This window comes from Pseudomonas sp. NFACC25 (assembly GCF_900100935.1).
GTDB classification, from domain to species: Bacteria; Pseudomonadota; Gammaproteobacteria; order Pseudomonadales; family Pseudomonadaceae; genus Aquipseudomonas; species Aquipseudomonas marginalis.
In genome coordinates, this window is sequence record NZ_FMUC01000004.1 from 377,974 (window position 1) to 396,533 (window position 18,560).

18 protein-coding genes and 1 tRNA gene are annotated in these 18,560 nt (G+C 62.0%); 9 read left to right on the forward strand and 10 right to left on the reverse strand.

Annotated features, from left to right (window positions below; all coding sequences use genetic code 11):
- Window positions 1–12 precede the first annotated feature (12 nt).
- From BLQ09_RS12590 to BLQ09_RS12620, 7 genes are all read right to left on the reverse strand, one after another.
- On the reverse strand, window positions 13–1,014 hold the full coding sequence (locus BLQ09_RS12590; RefSeq protein WP_027606737.1) for an alpha/beta fold hydrolase: 1,002 nt from the start codon (window positions 1,012–1,014) through the stop codon (window positions 13–15).
- Window positions 1,015–1,058: 44 nt separating this feature from the next.
- The gene (locus tag BLQ09_RS12595) at window positions 1,059–1,496 is read right to left on the reverse strand and encodes a YqaA family protein (RefSeq protein WP_027606736.1); all 438 of its coding nucleotides are present in this window, start codon (window positions 1,494–1,496) and stop codon (window positions 1,059–1,061) included.
- 9 nt (window positions 1,497–1,505) lie between these two features.
- Entirely contained in the window at window positions 1,506–1,952 is a 447-nt protein-coding gene (locus BLQ09_RS12600; RefSeq protein ID WP_092357065.1) for a DUF411 domain-containing protein, read from the reverse strand.
- 80 nt (window positions 1,953–2,032) lie between these two features.
- The gene (locus BLQ09_RS12605) at window positions 2,033–2,491 is read right to left on the reverse strand and encodes an SRPBCC family protein (protein WP_027606734.1); all 459 of its coding nucleotides are present in this window, start codon (window positions 2,489–2,491) and stop codon (window positions 2,033–2,035) included.
- Window positions 2,492–2,569: 78 nt separating this feature from the next.
- The gene (locus BLQ09_RS12610; RefSeq protein WP_092357067.1) at window positions 2,570–4,564 is read right to left on the reverse strand and encodes a methyl-accepting chemotaxis protein; all 1,995 of its coding nucleotides are present in this window, start codon (window positions 4,562–4,564) and stop codon (window positions 2,570–2,572) included.
- 189 nt (window positions 4,565–4,753) lie between these two features.
- The gene (locus BLQ09_RS12615) at window positions 4,754–6,316 is read right to left on the reverse strand and encodes a M91 family zinc metallopeptidase (protein ID WP_092357071.1); all 1,563 of its coding nucleotides are present in this window, start codon (window positions 6,314–6,316) and stop codon (window positions 4,754–4,756) included.
- Between the two features lie 163 nt (window positions 6,317–6,479).
- Window positions 6,480–7,475, reverse strand: a complete 996-nt coding sequence (locus BLQ09_RS12620) for an aldo/keto reductase (protein WP_092357074.1) — start codon at window positions 7,473–7,475, stop codon at window positions 6,480–6,482.
- Window positions 7,476–7,591: 116 nt separating this feature from the next.
- Here BLQ09_RS12620 and BLQ09_RS12625 point away from each other — a divergent pair, with 116 nt between their 5' ends.
- The gene (locus tag BLQ09_RS12625; protein ID WP_092357077.1) at window positions 7,592–8,503 is read left to right on the forward strand and encodes a LysR family transcriptional regulator; all 912 of its coding nucleotides are present in this window, start codon (window positions 7,592–7,594) and stop codon (window positions 8,501–8,503) included.
- On the opposite strand, the gene BLQ09_RS12630 is transcribed toward BLQ09_RS12625, so the two are convergent.
- Window positions 8,500–9,405, reverse strand: a complete 906-nt coding sequence (locus BLQ09_RS12630; RefSeq protein ID WP_092357080.1) for an AraC family transcriptional regulator — start codon at window positions 9,403–9,405, stop codon at window positions 8,500–8,502. The two genes, BLQ09_RS12625 and BLQ09_RS12630, sit on opposite strands and share 4 nt — an antisense overlap.
- 101 nt (window positions 9,406–9,506) lie before the next feature.
- Between BLQ09_RS12630 and BLQ09_RS12635 the strand changes: the two genes are divergently transcribed.
- From BLQ09_RS12635 to BLQ09_RS12660, 6 genes are all read left to right on the forward strand, one after another.
- The gene (locus tag BLQ09_RS12635) at window positions 9,507–10,067 is read left to right on the forward strand and encodes a carboxymuconolactone decarboxylase family protein (protein WP_027606729.1); all 561 of its coding nucleotides are present in this window, start codon (window positions 9,507–9,509) and stop codon (window positions 10,065–10,067) included.
- A gap of 40 nt (window positions 10,068–10,107) precedes the next feature.
- The gene (locus BLQ09_RS12640; protein ID WP_027606728.1) at window positions 10,108–11,169 is read left to right on the forward strand and encodes an acyl-CoA dehydrogenase family protein; all 1,062 of its coding nucleotides are present in this window, start codon (window positions 10,108–10,110) and stop codon (window positions 11,167–11,169) included.
- Window positions 11,166–11,969: an ABC transporter ATP-binding protein gene (locus BLQ09_RS12645; protein ID WP_027606727.1), complete on the forward strand. Its 804-nt coding sequence runs from the start codon at window positions 11,166–11,168 to the stop codon at window positions 11,967–11,969. The genes BLQ09_RS12640 and BLQ09_RS12645 overlap by 4 nt, the downstream gene beginning before the upstream one ends.
- Window positions 11,956–13,155 (forward strand): ABC transporter substrate-binding protein, encoded by a 1,200-nt coding sequence (locus BLQ09_RS12650; protein WP_092357083.1) that lies wholly within the window; start codon window positions 11,956–11,958, stop codon window positions 13,153–13,155. The genes BLQ09_RS12645 and BLQ09_RS12650 overlap by 14 nt, the downstream gene beginning before the upstream one ends.
- Window positions 13,152–13,919, forward strand: coding sequence for an ABC transporter permease (locus BLQ09_RS12655; protein WP_092357086.1), 768 nt, complete (start codon window positions 13,152–13,154; stop codon window positions 13,917–13,919). Before BLQ09_RS12650 ends, BLQ09_RS12655 begins: the two co-directional genes overlap by 4 nt.
- A 180-nt stretch (window positions 13,920–14,099) precedes the next feature.
- On the forward strand, window positions 14,100–14,288 hold the full coding sequence (locus BLQ09_RS12660; protein ID WP_027606724.1) for a hypothetical protein: 189 nt from the start codon (window positions 14,100–14,102) through the stop codon (window positions 14,286–14,288).
- Window positions 14,289–14,296: 8 nt separating this feature from the next.
- On the opposite strand, the gene BLQ09_RS12665 is transcribed toward BLQ09_RS12660, so the two are convergent.
- Window positions 14,297–14,677 carry a fe2+ zn2+ uptake regulation protein gene (locus tag BLQ09_RS12665; RefSeq protein ID WP_027606723.1) on the reverse strand — a complete coding sequence of 127 codons (381 nt, stop codon included), beginning with the start codon at window positions 14,675–14,677 and terminating at the stop codon, window positions 14,297–14,299.
- Window positions 14,678–14,913: 236 nt separating this feature from the next.
- Here BLQ09_RS12665 and BLQ09_RS12670 point away from each other — a divergent pair, with 236 nt between their 5' ends.
- A complete protein-coding gene (locus BLQ09_RS12670) occupies window positions 14,914–17,202 on the forward strand; it encodes a bifunctional acylase PvdQ (protein ID WP_092357089.1) in 2,289 nt (762 codons plus the stop codon).
- A 212-nt stretch (window positions 17,203–17,414) separates the two neighbouring features.
- Window positions 17,415–17,488, forward strand: a tRNA-Cys gene (locus BLQ09_RS12675).
- A 232-nt stretch (window positions 17,489–17,720) separates the two neighbouring features.
- On the opposite strand, the gene BLQ09_RS12680 is transcribed toward BLQ09_RS12675, so the two are convergent.
- Window positions 17,721–18,236, reverse strand: a complete 516-nt coding sequence (locus tag BLQ09_RS12680) for a GNAT family N-acetyltransferase (RefSeq protein ID WP_027606721.1) — start codon at window positions 18,234–18,236, stop codon at window positions 17,721–17,723.
- Between the last annotated feature and the right edge of the window lie 324 nt (window positions 18,237–18,560).

Sequence of the window (18,560 nt, forward strand, 5' to 3'; positions counted from 1 at the left end):
AAAAAAGTTGGATTAAAGGGCGTTCAAGCCCTGCAACAGCGCCTGGTGAAACTTCGCCGGCTCTTCCATCTGCGGCGCATGGCCCAGGCCTGGAAACTCCACCAGTGTGGCGTGGGGAATCAGCTTGGCCACTTGCTTGCCCAATACCGCGTAGTTGCCGATCCTGGCCTTGACCGCCGGCGGCGCAATGTCTTTGCCAATGGCGGTGGTGTCGGCGGTCCCGATCAGCAACAGGGTAGGCATCTGCAGATGCTTGAACTCGTAGTACACCGGTTGGGTGAAGATCATGTCGTAAATCAATGCCGAGTTCCATGCGACCAGCGTATGCCCTGGGCCATTGCTCAGGCCCGCATACATGTCTACCCAACGCTCGTACTCCGGCTTCCAGCGTCCGACGTAATAGGTATTGAGTTGGTACTTGCGAATCCCCTCGGCACTGACTTTCTGCTCCCGCGCATACCATTGGTCGACGCTTAGCGTGGGCACGCCCAGGGCTTTCCAGTCTTCCAGGCCGATGGGATTGACCAGCCCGAGCTGCTCGGTCTGCTCGGGGTACATCAGCGCATAACGGGTGGCGAGCATGCCGCCGGTGGAATGGCCGAGCAGCGTGGCCTTCTGAATGCCGAGTTTTTCCAGCAGTTGGTGGGTGTTGAGGGCCAATTGCTGGAAGCTGTACTGGTAGTGGTCGGGCTTGCTGGAACTGCAGAAGCCGATCTGGTCCGGTGCAATCACCCGGTAACCGGCGTCGCTCAAGGCCTTGATCGTGCTTTCCCAGGTGGCGCCGCAAAAGTTCTTGCCATGCATCAGCACTACGCTGCGACCGTTGGGTTGCCCCTTGGCCGGCACGTCCATGTAGCCCATTTGCAGGGATTTACCTTGGGATTGGAATTGGAAATGTTCGAGGGGATAGGGGTATTGGAAGCCTTGCAGCTCAGGGCCATAGCTGGCGGCGAACGCCGGGGCGATGCTGGCCGTCAGCAGGCCGGCGATGCAAAAGGCACGGGATAGAGGCATGGGCGGGGCTCCGAACAGGGTGCTCGGATGCTGTTTGCGGGGGATTAACGGGGGATTAACACCCACTGCAAGGTCACGGCGGCGAGCACCGCGTATCGCAGGCCCTTGGCCAGGGTCACCAGCAGCAGGAACCGCCACAACGGCTCACGCATCACCCCGGCCACCAACGTCAGCGGGTCGCCAATGACCGGCAGCCAACTGAGCAGCAGCGTCCAATGCCCCCAGCGCTGGTAATGATGGCGGGCCTTTTCCAGCTGCTTGTCGCTGACCGGAAACCAGCGACGCTGCTTGAAGTGCTCCACCCAGCGCCCCAGCCACCAATTGACCAGCGAGCCGAGGACGTTGCCCAGGGTGGCGATACCCAGCAGCAGCCACAGGCTGTAGTGCCCGCTGATCAACAGGCCGACCAGCACCGCCTCCGATTGCAGGGGCAGTAACGTCGCCGCGCCAAATGCGGCGAGAAACAGCCCCAGGTAACCCATCGGCACCGATCAGTGCGCCGGGTAGTCCGCCACCACCACATCCTGGCCGTCGCGGGTCAGGCCGATGACTTGATAGGCCTCGGCATGGCCGTCCATTTCCATGCCGGGCGAACCCATGGGCATGCCCGGTGCGGCGATACCCTGCAGGTCGTCGCGCTTGCGCAAGGCCAGTACCTGCTCGGCGGGCACATGGCCTTCGACGAACTTGCCGTCGATCACGGCGGTATGGCACGAGCCCAGGCGCGGGGCCACGCCCAGCCGCTGCTTGACCGCGCTCATGTCGGCTTCGACATGGTCATTGACCTTGAAGCCGTTGCTTTCCAGGTGGCTGATCCACTTTTTGCAGCAGCCACAATTGGCGTCGCGGTGCACATCGATGGGGATCAGGTCGGCGGCCTGGGCCAGGGTGGTGGTGAACAGCGCTGAAAGCAGGGCCAATCGCAACGGGGTTTTCATTGGGGTCTCGTCCAATACGGGCAGTAAGCCGGGCATTCTCCCTGCTTTTATCCGTGGGACGTCGGGTTAATGTTTCAAAATTATACGGAGAGCGAGTTTTCCATCCGTTGCTTGAGCCGGTCCAGTGCAATCGCCGACAGCTCGATCATGCGTTCATGGAGGCTGGCCAACTGCAATTCGGTTTCATAGGTCAGCACGCGCTTGAACAGGGTGCCGTCGCGAAAGGGCTGCAAAAAGTAATGGATCGAACCGTCGACGGCCAGTGAGGTGAACACTGTCTTGAACTCGTCGGGACGCCGGGCGATCTGTACGCGGTAGCTCATGGGCACGCGTACTCCGAGCAGGTCGATCATTTCGGTAAAACGTGCGCCGGCGGGGAGGGGGCCGCTGGTGCCGGTGTCGGCACCGAGGGAGGTGGGGTGCCATTCGTGCCAGCGATCCGGTTGGGTCACATAGTCGTAGACGGCATCGATAGGGGCCTGGATAAAACGTTCCTGACTGATCCGTTCCAAGCGGACCGACTGCTCGACAGCGCGCATGGCACACCTCCTGTGTGGCTGTGAACTGTCAGAATAGTCCCACTCCCGCACATTGCACGGGAGTGTTTCAGCCATTTATCAGCGCACCTTGAACCGGCCCATCAACGCAATCACCCGGCCATTGGCGTCCAGCAGGCTTTGTGTATTGGTTTGCGTGGCATGGCCGCTTTGCACCAGCTCTTCGACCATATGTCGGATATGCACCATGCTGCGGTTGATCTCCTCGGTCACCGCGCTTTGCTGCTCGGCAGCGGTGGCGATCTGGGTGCTGAGGTCATTGATATGGCTGACCGAACCGGCCATCTCGTCGAGCCCGGTGTTCACCCGTGCCGTGGCATCCGCCGCCGACTGGCAGCTGGCCTGGGTGTTTTCCATGGCCGCCACCGACGAACTGACACCGGTGGTCAGGCGTGCGAGCATTTCATTGATCTGCGAAGTGCTGGCCTGGGTACGCGCCGCCAGGGCGCGGACTTCGTCGGCCACCACCGCAAAACCACGACCCTGCTCGCCGGCCCGCGCGGCTTCAATCGCGGCGTTGAGGGCCAGCAGGTTGGTCTGGCCGGCAATCGCGCCGATCACGCCGAGGGTTTCGGTGATGCGCGCGGCGTCCTGGCGCATGTTCTCGACGGTGTGAGTGGCACTGGCGACTTCGCCGATCAGCGCACTGACGCTGGTGGACGCTTCACCCACCACCACGCGGGAGCGGTCGGCGTGTTCGTTGGCGCGCTGGGTGAACGAAGCGGTTTGCGCCGCGTTCTGCGCCACCGTATCGGCGGTGGAACTCATCTCGGTGATGGCGGTAACGGTCTGGTCGGTCTCCGAGGCGTGGCGCACCAGGATGCTGTTGGTGTGCGCCGAGGTTTGCTGCAATTGCTCAAGGCCCGCTGACATGGCACCGGTGGCCTGGGTCACTTCGCCGATCATGTCTTGCAGGTAGACGATAAAGCGGTTCACCGAATGGCCGATGGCGCCCAGTTCGTCTTCGGCGCGGATGGTGATGCGCCGCGTCAGGTCGGCATCGCCGGTGGACAGTGCGTCGATGTTGGTCTTCAGGATTTTCATGCGCTGCACCAATTGGCGGATCGCATACACCGCCAGCAGCACCAGCAGCAACACCATGGGGATCTGCAACAGGGCCAGGCTGCCGAGTACGTCATCGCGCTGGGCGGTGATCAGCGAGGTGGGCAGGGCGGTGGCGAGGAACCACGGCGTGCCTTCGATGGGGCGCATGTAGAAGGTACTGGCCACGCCCTGGTTGTCGAACTCGTTGCGCTGCAAGGCCTGGTCGCGATGGGCCAGGGCCTTGCTGACCTGGGCGGCAAAGGCCGAGGTCCCGGTCAGTTCACTGATGTTCTTCAACACCACCGGGCTGCTCAGGCGCGTGCTGTTGCTGATGATCTTGCCATCGCCTTCGACGATCAGCATTTGCCCGCCGATGTCCTTTTCCTTGCTGGCTACCAGTTCGTTGAAGAAACCCAGGGTCACGTCGATGGTGGCCACGCCGTACGCCGCGCCGTCACGCTGGATCGCCATGGCGCAGTTGGTGCGCGGCTCCTGGCTGGCGTCGTCCTTGTAGGCCGCGGCCCAGGCACATTGGCCACGTGGCGACGCGAGTCCGCCCTTGTACCAGCTCTGGTCGTAATAGTTGGGGGCAGGATCGCTGTTCCAGAAGGTGTTCACTGCCAGCTTGCCCGAGGCATCGCGGTGCCAGAAGGTGCTGTGCTTGTTGCGCCCCGGCGTGCGCTGGTTGGGCAGCGGCCAGATACCGCCGCCGAAGACCTTCAGCTCACCATATTGGTCGACCAGGCCGGGCAGGACCTTGTCGATGGCATCGCTGTCGAGCAGGGGAATGGTCTGGGTGATGGTGCGTTGCTGGGACTGAACCTTGTTGAGTTCGCCCTGGATCTGCTCGGCGACCTCACTGATGCGGTTGAGCACCACCTGTTCCTCGGTATGGCGCAGCGTGGGCGCGACCAGTTGGCCGATGCCGACGACCGTCAACACGAACAACACCAGGACGAACAGCACCAGGAACAGGGTATAGCGAGCTTGGATGGAGCGCAGTGGGGGCATGGGGGTCGTCCTTACGAAGCGTTTATTATCGACGCGGCTGTTTTGGAGCTTCGTAGGGCTATCGGCTTGGCGAGGAAGAGCTTTAGGTACGGGGGTGCCAAATCAGGTTTTTAACATGGCGAGGCCAGCAGCTGCCTCGCCATGGGGATTACCGCTTATCGAATCAATGCCTGGCCTGCCGGCGCTGCATTAGTTCCCGCGACCTTGAGGGCTGGGTGTCCATAAGTAGGACTGCCTCAAGGGTTTGCCCATTTCTGCATTCAGGGCGTTCTCAGTGAAGTGTTTCGGATTGGTTACACGCGCTGATGTCGAGGGAGGGGTGCCGTCCTGAGAAGGTTCTTCAACGTAGGGTAAACCGATGACTTGACGTTTGTTGTTCTCGACAAGGCCTTCCTCCCCCGGCTCTTCGCGGGTGTACCCATGCTCGGATGTACCGGTTGCGTAGGTGTAGGCTTGGTTTATCTCATGGGCGAGACCGGTTACGGGCACCATTGTATTGGTACGCTCGGCGTTTTCGATAATAGATGGCGGTTCATAGCGAATGATGCCGCGAGTGACGCGGAAACCGGGAACGCCATCCGTGATATGCCCGTAGGTTCCGGCTTCTGCGCTTTCGCGCTCCTCGGGCGTCAATTCATCCAGTTCACTACCGCCAGGAATGTAGTCGGTACCGCCGTTCCCGATTGGCTCAATGGTGACCTTGCCGCCATTTGTTACCGCGAGCTCATCCATTTGTTTGAGTGCTTGTTGCCCTATGGGTGAACTGCGCAGAAATTCAAAATCGTCGGCGACGCGCTGCTTGAAAGCCTGTGCGTCCTCCTCCGGGGTCTGAGGGGGAGTTTCTACACTGAATCCCAGGTTGCCGGCATTGCTTGGCTTCACTTCGGTGAAAGTCGACCCCCTGGTGCGGTCGAAACCATCCGTGGCCTTGGCGTAGATAAGGTCCTTGCGCTGGTTGTTCCAGATAGTGTCGTTTCCTTTGCCGGTGTAGAAGGTCGTGCGCTCGTACCCTGCAAGGACGTCGTCGCCATTGCCCCCATGTGCAACGGTATGTCCGCTGCCTGAGAGAAGTACATCGTTGTCGTCGCCACCGTCCAGATAGGTCTGCCTGGTGGAGGGGCCAAAGCCTGCAATGAGCAGGTCCTTGCCTTTATTGCCGTACATTACGCCATTGCCGGGACCTCCCATGATTGTGTCATCGCCGTCGTTGCCCTCGGCATAACCCAGTCCGCTGCCCAACTGCAGGATATCGTTGCCAGCCCCTCCGAAAAGCCTGCTGCGACCTCCGCCCGCCTGGAGATAATCGTTGCCGTCGCCGCCTTGCACGCTCACGCGAAGCTTGACGTCATCGTCGATGATGACCGTGTCGTCACCGCCGTGGCTTTCGATGAATAGCTCGTGCTCGCTTCTTTCGTTTGTATTGATATCGACTAAATGCGGTTTATCGTTGATGAAGATCTGCAGCTTGTCCACCGACCAACTGCGCACGTGGATACGGTCGGCGGCATTACCGGTTTGCAGGTGCAGATAACTGGTCAGGATCTCCGGTTTTTCGGGGTCAGATGGGTCCCAGTCAACGACCCTGCTGATTTTGGTGTCACCGTCTACAAGCAGCGTGTGGGTGCGGCGGTTCACGATGCCTGGCGTCAGGTCGGTGGGAGGGGTGAAGTGCGAAACGTTTGTTTCAGCGAAAGGCCGGGGGAGTTGGGCGTAGAGTCCGGATGTCAAGGAGTGGGCAAGTGCAGATAACATCGGTATGTCCTCTGGGGTGGCGTGTAAGGGCACCCTGATTACGTATCAGGGTTGCTATTACGTGGAACTCCGACTGAGAAGGTTCCCCGCCCCCGGAGGGGCTTTAGTGCTAAACGTGTTGGCGTCGGAGCACCGCAAACCGGGTGCCCCTTGAGCTTGGCCGTCAGATATCCAGCATGGCCATCACCTCTGCGGGATAGCGCAGGCCGGCACTTGCATCGGCCGGAAAGATCCTCTCCAGTGCCGCCAGTTCAGCCGCGCCGAGGCGGATTGACACGGCCTCCACGTTCTCCTGCAGGTACTTGCGCTGCTTGGTGCCAGGAATCGGAATAATGAAGTCGCCTTGTGCCAACACCCACGCCAGCGCCAGTTGCCCGGCGGTGACGCCTTTGTCGGCTGCGAGGGTTTGAACCTGCTTGACCAGTTGCAGGTTCTTCGCGAAGTTCTCGCCCTGGAAGCGTGGGTTGGTGCGACGGTAGTCATCGGCATCGAAATCCGCCGGGCTTTTCAGGGCGCCCGTCAGAAAGCCTCGGCCCAGCGGGCTGTAAGGCACAAACGCGATGCCCAGGCGTTGGCAGGCCGCGAGGCAGCCGTTGCTTTCCTGGTCGCGGCTCCACAGGGAATATTCGCTTTGCAGGGCGCTGATCGGGTGCACCTTATGGGCGCGTTCCAGCGTGGCGGCGGATGCTTCGCTCAGCCCCAGGTAACGCACCTTGCCTTGCTGCACCAGCTCGGCCATGGCACCGACGGTTTCTTCGATGGCCACCTGCGGGTCGATTCGGTGCTGGTAGTACAGGTCCAGGGTGTCCACGCCCAGGCGCTGCAAGGTGCCGTTGATGGCATCGCGAATGTACTCGGGGCGACCGTTCACCCCACGCAAGGCCGGGTTGGCCGGGTCACGCACAATGCCGAACTTGCTCGCCAGGAACACCTGGTCACGTTTGCCGGCAATGGCTTTGCCGATCAGTTGCTCATTGGTGTGGGGGCCGTACATATCGGCGGTATCAAGGAAATTGACACCCAACTCCAAGGCGCGATGCAGCGTGGCAGTGGCCTCCGAGGTGTCGGTGCCGGGGGCGTAGAAATCACTCATGCCCATGCAGCCGAGGCCGATGGCACTGACGTGAGGACCGTTCTTACCGAGTTGACGAGTGTGCATGGGTGCAGCTCCTGATGAGGTAGGACGCCATTGTTGCCCTCGACAAAACCGGGATAAACCGGCTAAAAGCACTATCACTATTGATAATTTCTAAATAATCCTCCTGGAGTCGGCCCTTGGATCGTTTTAACGCCATGCGGGTGTTTACCCGGATTGTCGAGTTGGGCGGATTTGCCAAGGCCGCCGACAGCCTGCAACTGCCCCGCGCGTCGGTGACCATCCTGATCAAGCAACTGGAGGCGCACCTGGGCGTGCAGTTGCTGCAGCGCACCACGCGCCAGGTCAGCCCGACCCTGGACGGCGCGGCGTATTACCAGCGCTGCGTACAGCTGCTCACCGACCTGGAGGAAACCGAGGCGGTGTTCTCCACTCGCCGCCAGAACCCACGCGGCACCCTGAGCGTGGATATGCCTTCGGGGATCGGGCGCCTGATTGTGATTCCCGCGTTGCCGGCGTTCACCGCGCGCTATCCGCAAATCGAATTGGACATCGGCCTGAACGACCGCCCGGTGGACCTGATCCGCGAAGGTGTGGATTGCGTGCTGCGCGGCGGTCCGGCGCTGGATGAGTCGCTGGTGGCCAGGCCCTTGGCAATGATGGACCAGTTGACCCTGGCGAGCCCCGGGTACCTGGAACGCATGGGCATACCGGCGGGCCTCGACGACCTGGTCAATCACCAGATGGTCGAGTATGTCTCCACGGCCAGCGGCAAGCGGTTCGGCCTGGAGTTCCTGGTCGACAACGCCGTGCACTCGATCCAGTTGCCCAAGCGCGTGGCGGTCAACAGCTCCGATGGTTATTTCGCTGCGTGCGAAGCCGGCTACGGCCTGATTCAGGCGCCGCACTATCATGCGATGCGGCAACTGGCCGAGGGCCGCCTGGTGCCCGTGCTGGCGCAGTTGCCCGTGCCGACAATGGCGCTGACGGCGCTGTATCCGCCCCATCGCCAGTTGTCACAGCGGGTGAGGGTGTTCGTGGACTGGCTGGTTGAGCTGTGCCGACAGCCGGGCACCGGTTTGCACCGCTAGGCCTGGGCCTTGCGGTAAGCGCCGGGTTGCTGCCCGGTCACTTTGTGGAAGGCGCGGGTAAACGCCGCCACGGACTGATAACCCACCGCCACTGCGACATCCGCGACGGTCTGGTCCTGCTTGAACAATTGGCAGGCGTGGCGCATGCGCATCATCAGCAGCACCTGGCCGGGCGACTGCCCGCACAATTCAGTGAAGCGCTTGAAAAACGCCGAGCGCGACAAGCCGGTGCAGGCCGCCATGCTTTCCAGGGTCCAGGCGTCTGCCGGGCGGGCGATCAAGTGTTCCAGCAGGTTCGCGAACGCCGGCTGGCGCCCCAGCGCGGCCAGGCCACCGAGTGCGTGGTTATCCAGCACTTGCTGGCGCAGTACATACAGGAACAGCAGGTGGCACAGGCGCTCGAGCAAGGCCGCGGACGGCGCCGGGTCGCGCTGGCACTCCTGCAGGATCAGCTCGAACAGGTTGCGGGCGGCCGTCAGCGAGGGGTCGCCGGCCCGCAGGACGATCCACGCGGGCAGGGTGTCGACGATCATCGCCGACAAGCCCGACTGGAAGTGAAAGAACCCGCACACCAGCCCCACGCCGTCGCTGGCGCCGTTGTCCAGGGGCAGCATCGGGCGTCGCGGACATTCCTGCGCGCCAGCCGCCGTGGCTGCCCCGGACAACCGATATTCCAGGTCACGGAGCAGGAACACCGCGTCGCCGTTGTTCAACGCTACGGCGGTGGGTTCGCCGGCGATGTGCAGCCAGCACTCGCCTTGCACGATCAGGTGGAAACTCGCACGCGCCAGGCCGTGGGTGCTGGCATGCCAATCGCCGCAATAGCGCCCGACATGGAACAGGCTGGTGTTGAGTTCGAGGCTGTCTAATAACCAATCGACAAGGGCACTGGAAGAATTCATCTAATGGAAAGACTCAAGAGCAAGTAATCGCTACTTTAGCCTATTGAGAGGATTTCTTATAACCAACAGACTGGATACACGAACCCTCAGGAGACCGCTCCATGTCCCGTGTACCGCTGCTCACCCCGCAAACCGCGCCACCCGCCGCCAAGCCGCTGCTGGAAAATGCGCTGAAAGCCTCGGGCTTCATCCCCAATCTGCTGGCCGTGCTGGCCAATGCCCCGGCGGCGCTGGAAACCTACATCACCGTCTCGGGCCTGAACGCCAAGGCCGAGCTGAGCCTGGCCGATCGCGAAGTGGTGCAGTTGATTGCCGCCACCACCCACGGCTGCGATTTCTGCGTCGCCGGCCACACCGCCGTGGCGCGCAACAAGGCCAAGCTGCCGGAAGAGGTGATCGACGCCCTGCGCCAGCGCGGCGAATTGCCCAATGCCCGGTATGAGACACTCGCTGCCTTTACCCGGGAAGTCATTGCCACCCGTGGCGATGTCAGCGACGCCGGTTTTGACGCGTTCCGCGCCGCCGGTTACACCGAAGGCCAGGCCCTGGAAGTTATTTTGGGAGTGAGCCTGGCAACCCTGTGCAACTTCGCTAACGTGTTTGCCCGTACCCCGCTGAACCCGGAGCTGGCGCAATACCGTTGGGAAAAACCGGCCAGCTGAATGGCTGATGGTCCCGCTGCTTTGACAAGGAGAAACATGAATGCTTGACCCGATCTTGAGCCGTTGGCTCGATGTTCAAGCGCAGGCCCTGGATGTGGGCAGTTGCGATCCCCAGGAAGTGCTGCCACGACTGGCAGAGGCCAACGTACTGCGTATCGGTGTGCCAAAAGCCTTCGGCGGCCTGGGCGGCGATGTGGCCGGCGCCGTCGAGGCCATCGCCCATGTCGCCAGCCATTCGTTGGCGGCGGCGTTTGTGTGCTGGGGCCAGCGCTCGTTTATCGAGTATCTGCTGCAGAGCCCGAATGAGCGGCTGCGCGAGCAATTGCTGCCGGACCTGCTCAGCGGCAGGCTGGCGGGGGCCACCGGTTTGTCGAATGCCATGAAGTTCCTGTCGGGCATCGAGACGCTGCAGATCAGCGCCGAGCCCACCGATCACGGCTGGACCCTCAACGGTCGCCTGCACTGGGTGACCAACCTGCGCAAGAACGGCTTTGTCGCGGCGGCGGCGGTCGAGCATGCCGGCGGCGGCGCGCCGTTTATACTGGCGATCCCGGATTCGGTGGCTGGCCTGCAACGTTCCGGCGACCTGGAACTGCTCGGCCTGCAATCGAGCAACACCGCAGCCCTGGGCCTGGAAGGTGTCGAGCTGAGTCGCGAGTGGTTGCTGCACGAGGATGCACGCAAGTTCCTGCCGGCCGTGCGCCCGGCGTTCCTGGGTTTGCAGTGCGGTATGTCGATCGGCCTGGCCCGGCGCTCGCTGGCGGAAGTCGCCCATCACCTGGGCGCGGCCCGCACGGTGCTGCGCGAAGAACTCGAAGGGTTGCGCGGGACCTTGGATCACCTGGTGACCGAGCTGCAGAATGGCCTGCTCGCCGGGCGCTTCGCCGCCGAGCCGGTGGCGCTGTTCAAGTTGCGCATCGGCCTGGCCGAAACCGCTGCCAGCGCGGTGCAGCTGGAACTGCAGGCCAGTGGCGGCAAGGCTTACCTCACGGCCCATGGCAGTGGGTTTGCGCGGCGCTGGCGGGAGTCGGCATTTGTGCCGATCGTCACGCCCAGCCTGGTGCAATTGCGCACCGAGTTGCAACGCCAGGCCAACCTGTGAGCCCGGTGGTATTGAGTGCCCGGGGCATTGGCCTGGGGTACGCCGGCGGCCCGGTGCTGCAAGGCTTCGACCTGCAATTGCAGCGCGGTGAAGTGGTGTCGATCCTGGGCCCCAGCGGGGTCGGCAAGTCCAGCCTGTTGCGGGTGCTCGCCGGTTTGCAGACGCCCCAGGAAGGCAAGGTGCAGGTGTTGGGCGAGCCGTTGAGCGGCCCCCATCCACGTGTCGCCGTAGCGTTCCAGGACCCCAGCCTGTTGCCGTGGTTGAGCCTGGAAAAGAACGTCGCGTTCGGCCTGGATTTCGCCCGCCAGCCGCACCTGAGCGCTGATGAGCGCCGCCGGCGGGTCGACCACGCCATCGCGGCGGTTGGCCTGGAGCACGCCCGCCAGCAATTTCCGGCGCAGCTGTCCGGCGGCATGGCCCAGCGCACCGCGTTGGCCCGTTGCCTGGCACGCCAGCCTCAGGTGCTGTTGCTGGATGAGCCCTTCGGTGCGCTGGATGAAGTGACCCGTGCCGATATGCAGCACCTGTTGCTCAAGGTCAACCGTGAGCAGGGTTCGGCGGCGGTGTTGATCACCCATGACATCGACGAAGCGCTGCTGTTGTCCGACCGCATCCTGCTGCTGGGCAACCGCCCGGCGCGGACGCTGGGCGAATGGCGTATCGACCTGCCGCAACCGCGGGAAGAACAGGTGGAAGCCATCGGCGCGCTGCGCATCGAGATTCTTAAAACCCTACGGCAGGCGAGCCGCCCTCAACCCCAAACCCTTGACCTGCCGGAGCCCAGCCATGTGCCTGGATGACCTGACCCACTCGCGCCGTGACTTTCTCAAACTTTCCGCGGTACTCAGTGCCGCCGGCGCCTTGCCGCTGCTGAGCAGCCTGCAGGCCCGCGCCGCCAGCGAGCCGGATGCGCCGGTGCGCATCGGCTACCTGCCGATCACCGACGCGACGCCCTTGCTGGTGGCGCATAACAACGGCCTGTTCGAAGCCGAAGGCATCAAGGCCGAGCGTCCGGTGTTGCTGCGCAGTTGGGCGCAGGTGATCGAGGCGTTTATCTCCGGGCAGGTCAACGTGATCCACCTGCTGTCGCCGATGACCGTGTGGGCGCGCTATGGCAGCCAGGTGCCGGCCAAGGTGGTGGCGTGGAACCATGTGGGCGGTTCGGGGCTCACCGTGGCACCGGGTATTACCGAGGTGAAGCAACTGGGCGGCAAGTCGGTGGCGATCCCGTTCTGGTATTCGATCCATAACGTGGTGGTGCAGCAACTGTTCCGCGACAACGGCCTGACCCCGGTGGCGCGTGCCGCCGGCAGTGCGATCGGCGCCAATGAAGTCAACCTGATCGTGCTGCCGCCTTCGGACATGCCGCCGGCCCTGGCCAGCCAGCGCATCGACGGCTATATCGTCGCCGAGCCGTTCAACGCCCTGGCGGAGAACCTCAAGGTCGGGCGTGTGCAGCGGTTTACCGGCGACGTGTGGCGCAATCACGCGTGCTGCGTGGTGTTCATGCACGAACACGACCTGAACAATCGCCCGGAGTGGTCGCAGAAAGTCGTGAATGCGATCGTCAAGGCCCAGGTCTGGACCCGTGATAACCGCGCAGAGGCGGTGAAACTGCTGTCCAAGGACGGCCCGAACCGCTACACGCCACATGCCGAGCCGGTGTTGAGCAAAGTCCTGGCGCCAGCCGCTGCCGACCGCGCGGCCTACCTAGCCGATGGCGCGATCCGGCATGCCGACTGGGACGAGCACCGCATCGACTTCCAGCCCTATCCATTCCCCAGCTACACCGAGGAATTGGTGCGACGCTTGAAGGACACGCTGATCGAGGGGGACAAGAAATTCCTCGCCGACCTGGACCCGGCCTTTGTCGCCAAGGATCTGGTGGATGACCGTTTTGTGCGCAACGCCATCCAAGCGGTGGGCGGCATGGGCATCTTCGGTTTGCCCGAGGGCTTTGAGCGGACCGAGGAGATTGGCGTTTGAACAACCGCAGAGTCCCGGGCTGGTTGCTCGGGTTGAGTGGCCTGGCCGGCCTGTTGTTGCTGTGGTGGCTGGGGGTGAAGGTGTGGGGCGATGGGGGCGGCCTGGCGGCGCGCTTTTCGCTGGCCGCCACCTTCAGCAGCCTGTGGGAATTGCTGGGGCGCGGTGAGCTGTATCTGCATATTGTCGTGAGCCTCAAGCGTATCTTCGTCGGGCTGTTCCTGGCCTTGCTGGTGGGGGTGCCGCTGGGGCTGCTGGTGGGCAGTTCGCGCAACCTGGAAGCGGCGACCACGCCGGCCTTCCAGTTTCTGCGGATGATCTCACCGCTGTCCTGGATGCCCATCGTGGTGATGCTGATGGGGGTAGGGGACCAACCGATCTACTTCCTGCTGGCGTTTGCCGCAGTGTGGCCGATCATGCTCAACACCGCCGCCGGCGTGCGCCAACTCGACCCGCGCTGGCTGCAGTTGAGCAGCAGCCTGAGCGCCACGCGCTGGGAAACCTTGCGCCGGGTGATCATCCCTGGCGTGGTGGGCCACGTGCTGACCGGCGTACGGCTGGCCATCGGGATCCTGTGGATCGTGCTGGTGCCGTGCGAAATGCTCGGGGTCAGCGCGGGGCTCGGCTACTACATCCTGGATACCCGTGATCGCCTGGCCTATTCGGAACTGATGGCGATGGTGTTGCTGATCGGGCTGTTGGGGTTTGCCCTGGATGCGCTTGCACGCGGGTTGCATCAGCGCTGGGCGCATGGGGGGAGCCAGTGACGGCATGGCCTGAGCCCGGCGGCCCGCCGTCGTCGGGGTGAGCGGCACACCGGAGGAGCCAAAGCTTTTCATCACCTGTAACATAAGACCCCGTCGACCCCGTGCATCCCGTCGCCGGGTATGTGCCTGGCGTGTTCGGCGATACACAGTGAATACATTCTTCCGGTTCAGGAACCCGTCATGACCCAAAAGCAACGCTTGAAATACTCGATCCTGATCGCCCTGGCGGTATTGGCGACGATGTTTGGCCTGTCCTACCTGCAGAACATCGGGTTTATCAGTGAGAAGACGTTCCAGACCATCGCCATCGCCGTCGCGGTCGTCGTGGTGGTGATCAACGGCATCATGCGCCGCAAGGTCAAGCTTTAAGGTCCGCCTCAGCTTCGAGCGTCGAGTACCTTGGCAGCCTCTTCATGGAGGCTGTAGCTTTTATCTGCGTTAAGGGTGATCACGCCTTCGCTGCACAGGCGCTTGAGCACCTCGCGCACACTCAGGAACGACAACGGGATCCCCAGCTCCAGCAAATGGCTGTGCACGCCACGTACCCCCAGGGTGCGCTGGTTGTCGGCGGCGGTGAGCAGGGCGTCGATGACCTTCAGCCGGATCAGGCTGGTGCGCAGGCCGAAACACTTGAGCAGGTGGCGAATACGCTGGTTGCCTTGCTGTTCGGGGGGGTTGCCGAACGCTTGGGCGCCGTTGCCAAATTGGCTGTCGGCTGCGGGTGGATGTCCGTCCGTGGGCACTTGCGGGTTGTACATGCAAAAACTCCTTATCAGAGCCTGATCAGGAAAATGATGGCGCTCTTAGTTAATAAGACGAACGAGCGTGCTAAATCATGAAGGGCGTGATGTAGAAAATTTGTCGGTATCGGCTTTGTCACATCTGCAGCGCCTCGGATAAACCTGCTCCAGGGTTAAATTTCTCCCGGTTTTTTGCGTCCTTACGGTGGGGTGGTTACCCCTGTGAGGGTGTTCAATTTGACTGCGGAGTCTGTGTGATTATTTCCAATGGGTTGGCCAGGGTGTGCGTGACGGGGCTGTTGCTGGGGGTGAGCCTGGCTGCAACGGCACGGGAGTCGACAACGCAGGCGTCGGCGGATATCCGCCGCACCAGTTTCGGCGTGCCGCATATTCGCGCCAATGACGAGCGTGGCCTGGGCTTCGGGATCGGTTATGCCTATGCCCAGGACAACCTATGCCTGCTGGCCAATGAAGTGGTTACCGTGAACGGCGAGCGGGCCCGGTACTTCGGCCCCGAGCAGTCGACCCTGGAAGAGCGCAACAACCTGGCCAGCGATGTGTTTTTCACCTGGCTGAATACTCCGGGCGCGGTGGCGGCTTTCTGGAAGGCGCAAAGCCCGCAGATCCAACAGCGCATGCAAGGCTACGTGGCCGGCTACAACCGCTATCTGAAAGAACAGGGCGCACCCGCCCAGTGCCAGGCGGCCTGGGTGCGGCCGCTGGTGGTTGAAGACCTGGTGAAATTGACCCGCAGGTTGTTGGTGGAGGGCGGTGTCGGCCAGTTCGCCGAAGCCCTGGTCGGCGCCGCGCCGCCTCAGGCCTCCGCGAGTGTGCAACCCAGCGCCAAGGCATTCGAATTGGCCGCCGCCAATCAACAGCGCTTCAGCCTGGATCGCGGCAGCAATGCCGTGGCGGTGGGCCGCGACCGTTCGTTCAATGGCCGTGGCATGGTGCTGGCCAACCCGCATTTCCCGTGGGTGGGCGGCATGCGCTTTTATGAAATGCACCTGACCATCCCCGGCCAGTTGGATGTGATGGGCGCCGCGCTGCCCGGCCTGCCGGTGATCAATATCGGCTTCAACCAGCATGTGGCGTGGACGCACACGGTGGATACGTCCAAGCACTTCACCCTGTTTCGCCTGACGTTGGATCCCAAGGACTCCACGCGCTATATGCTGGATGGAAAATCCATCCCCCTGGAGAAAACCTCGGTGACGGTGCAGGTCAGGCAAGCGGACGGCAGCGTGAAGCCGGTGACCCATCCGGTCTATAGCTCGCAGTTCGGCCCCGTGGTGCAATGGCCCGGCAAGTTGGATTGGGACAGTCACCACGCCTTCAGCCTGCGCGATGCCAACCTGGGCAACGACCGCGTCCTGCAACAGTGGTACGCCATGAACCGTGCCACGAGCCTCAAGGACCTGCAAACCTCGGTGCACACCCTGCAAGGCATCCCGTGGGTCAATACCCTGGCCGCCGATGACCAGGGCCAGAGCCTGTACATGAACCTGTCGGTGGTGCCCAACGTCAGTGCGGCCAAACTGGCGCAATGCAGCGACCCGCGTGCCGGCCTGCAGATGATCATGCTCGACGGCGCCCGCAGTGCCTGCGCCTGGGACGTCGACCCGCGCGCCGCCCAGGCCGGCATCTTCCCCGCCGACCAGTTGCCGCAGCTGGAGCGTAGCGACTACGTGCAGCACTCTAACGATTCGGCGTGGCTGGCCAACCCCAAGGCGCCGTTGACCGGCTTCTCCCCGGTGATCAGCCAGGACCACATCGGCCTCGGCCCGCGCGCACGCTTCGCCCTGCAACGCCTGCAATCCCTGGAGACGCAACCGATCAGCGTCGCCGATCTGCAAAACATGGTCATGGACAACGAGGTGTACCTGGCCGGCCAGGTCATGCCCGACCTGCTGGAATTCTGCGCTAAACACCTCGGCACCGACGCGACTGCGCTGAAGTCGCTGTGCACCAGCCTCAACGACTGGGACCGACGCGCCAACCTCGACAGCGGCCTGGGCCTGGTGCACTTCATCAATTTGGTTGAAGACCTGCAGCAACTCCCCGATGCCTGGCGCGTCGCGTTCGACCCGGCCCAACCCCTGACCACCCCACGGGGCCTGGCCATCGAGCGCGCCCCCGTGGCCAAGGCCCTGCGCGAAGCCATGCTGGCCTCCACCGCAGCCGTGGCCAAACTCGGCCTCAACGCCGACAGCAAATGGGGCGATATCCAGGTCAGCGGCCAAACCCCGATCCACGGCGGCCCGCAAGCGCTGGGGATCTACAACGCCATGCAAACCGTGCCCCGGGTCGACGGCAAGCGCGAAGTGGTCAGCGGCAGCAGCTACCTGCAGATCGTCACCTTCGACGACCAGGGGCCACACGCCCAAGGCCTGCTGGCATTCTCCCTGTCCAGCAACCCGGCATCGAAATACTCGAAGGACCAGACCCAAGCGTTCTCCGAGAAAAAACTGCGCCCACTGCCGTTCACCGACGCCCAGATCAAGGCCGACCCGCAGTACCAGCAGCACCTCATCAAGGAGTAGGGCAGGCGCGCAACTCCTTGATGCCAATACGAAATATTTTTGAAATCAAGGGGTTGCAGGCAAAAGCAAATGAGTACATAATGGCGCCCATCGAACGCAACGAAGCATTAAAAACTTCAATGTATTCAATGAGTTAGAGTAGAGGCAGGGCTCTATGGCCCACTCAAGTTTTTATGCGGTGAATGCCAGCGGCAAGGGCGTTGATCGTTTGAGGCCGAGTAGCAAAATGGTTATGCAGCGGATTGCAAATCCGCCTACGCCGGTTCGATTCCGACCTCGGCCTCCACTCTTAAAGCCCCGTAGATCAATGGTCTACGGGGTTTTTTATTGCCTGCGATTTGGTAATCGCTTCCGCAACTTTTCGGATCGCTTCCGCAACCCTACCTTTTTTGGGAAGCTCAAGAGGCCGTTATCGGTATGGCTCTCCTCGATTGAACGTGGGATTGTGCTCGAGACCAAGGAGCCTAAACGTCCACTCACGGCCAGAAGTAGTCAGTCGACGGGTTTGATAAAGATGATTAAACAGTTGGTATTTGGTAAACAACCGAGTCGTACTTGGCTGATGTGCGCATCTCGAGGATGATCCCACCAAGAGCCTCGGCAATACGTCGACTCGCATGGTTGTCCGTCGCAACGGGGTAGATGAAACTTTTTGCTACCACTCGCTGGCTGGCCCACTGAACAACCGCTTGGACCGCTTCACCTCCAAAGCCTAGCCCGTGTTTATCTTCACGAATCCAGATACCCAGCTCCGGCGTTTCACCGTGGGTATCGTGCAGGCCGACAAGGCCAGTAAAACGAGCATCGTCGAGTTGTCTAATTGCGAACACAAAGTCGCTGCCATCTGCGATTGAAGGCAGCCAGTGCCGCCAGACGTTTGCGTAGTCCTCAAGAGAAGCAGGTGGCTCCCACGACATGTAACGAGTCAACGAGGCAGTTATACAAGCGAAGGATTCAACGGCGTCCTGCGCGCAGAATGGCTGAATACTAAGGCGTGGCGACTGAATGCAGATTTCGCGGGTATCGACGAGCATCGTAATTTCCTTACAAGAGGTGCAGTACTCCGTGTGTGTCAAGGAAAAGTAACACGCTGACCATTTCTTCAGCGAATCGGACGTCTGCGTCTCTTGGCCGGCAGCTGACTATCGCCGCAGTTGACATCAATCCAAAGCGTTCACACTCCATCTCCGCGCAGGTCCATTTCCAGCATTCCTCTTGATATCCCCCTCAGTAGCCTCCTAATCAGTTAATTCAGTATGTTCAAGCCCAATGGCAAAGGCCGCGACGGCACATTTATCCTCATGACGAGATAGAAAATCATCGGTGACAGAGAGATCTGGACCAATTTTGGTAGAGAC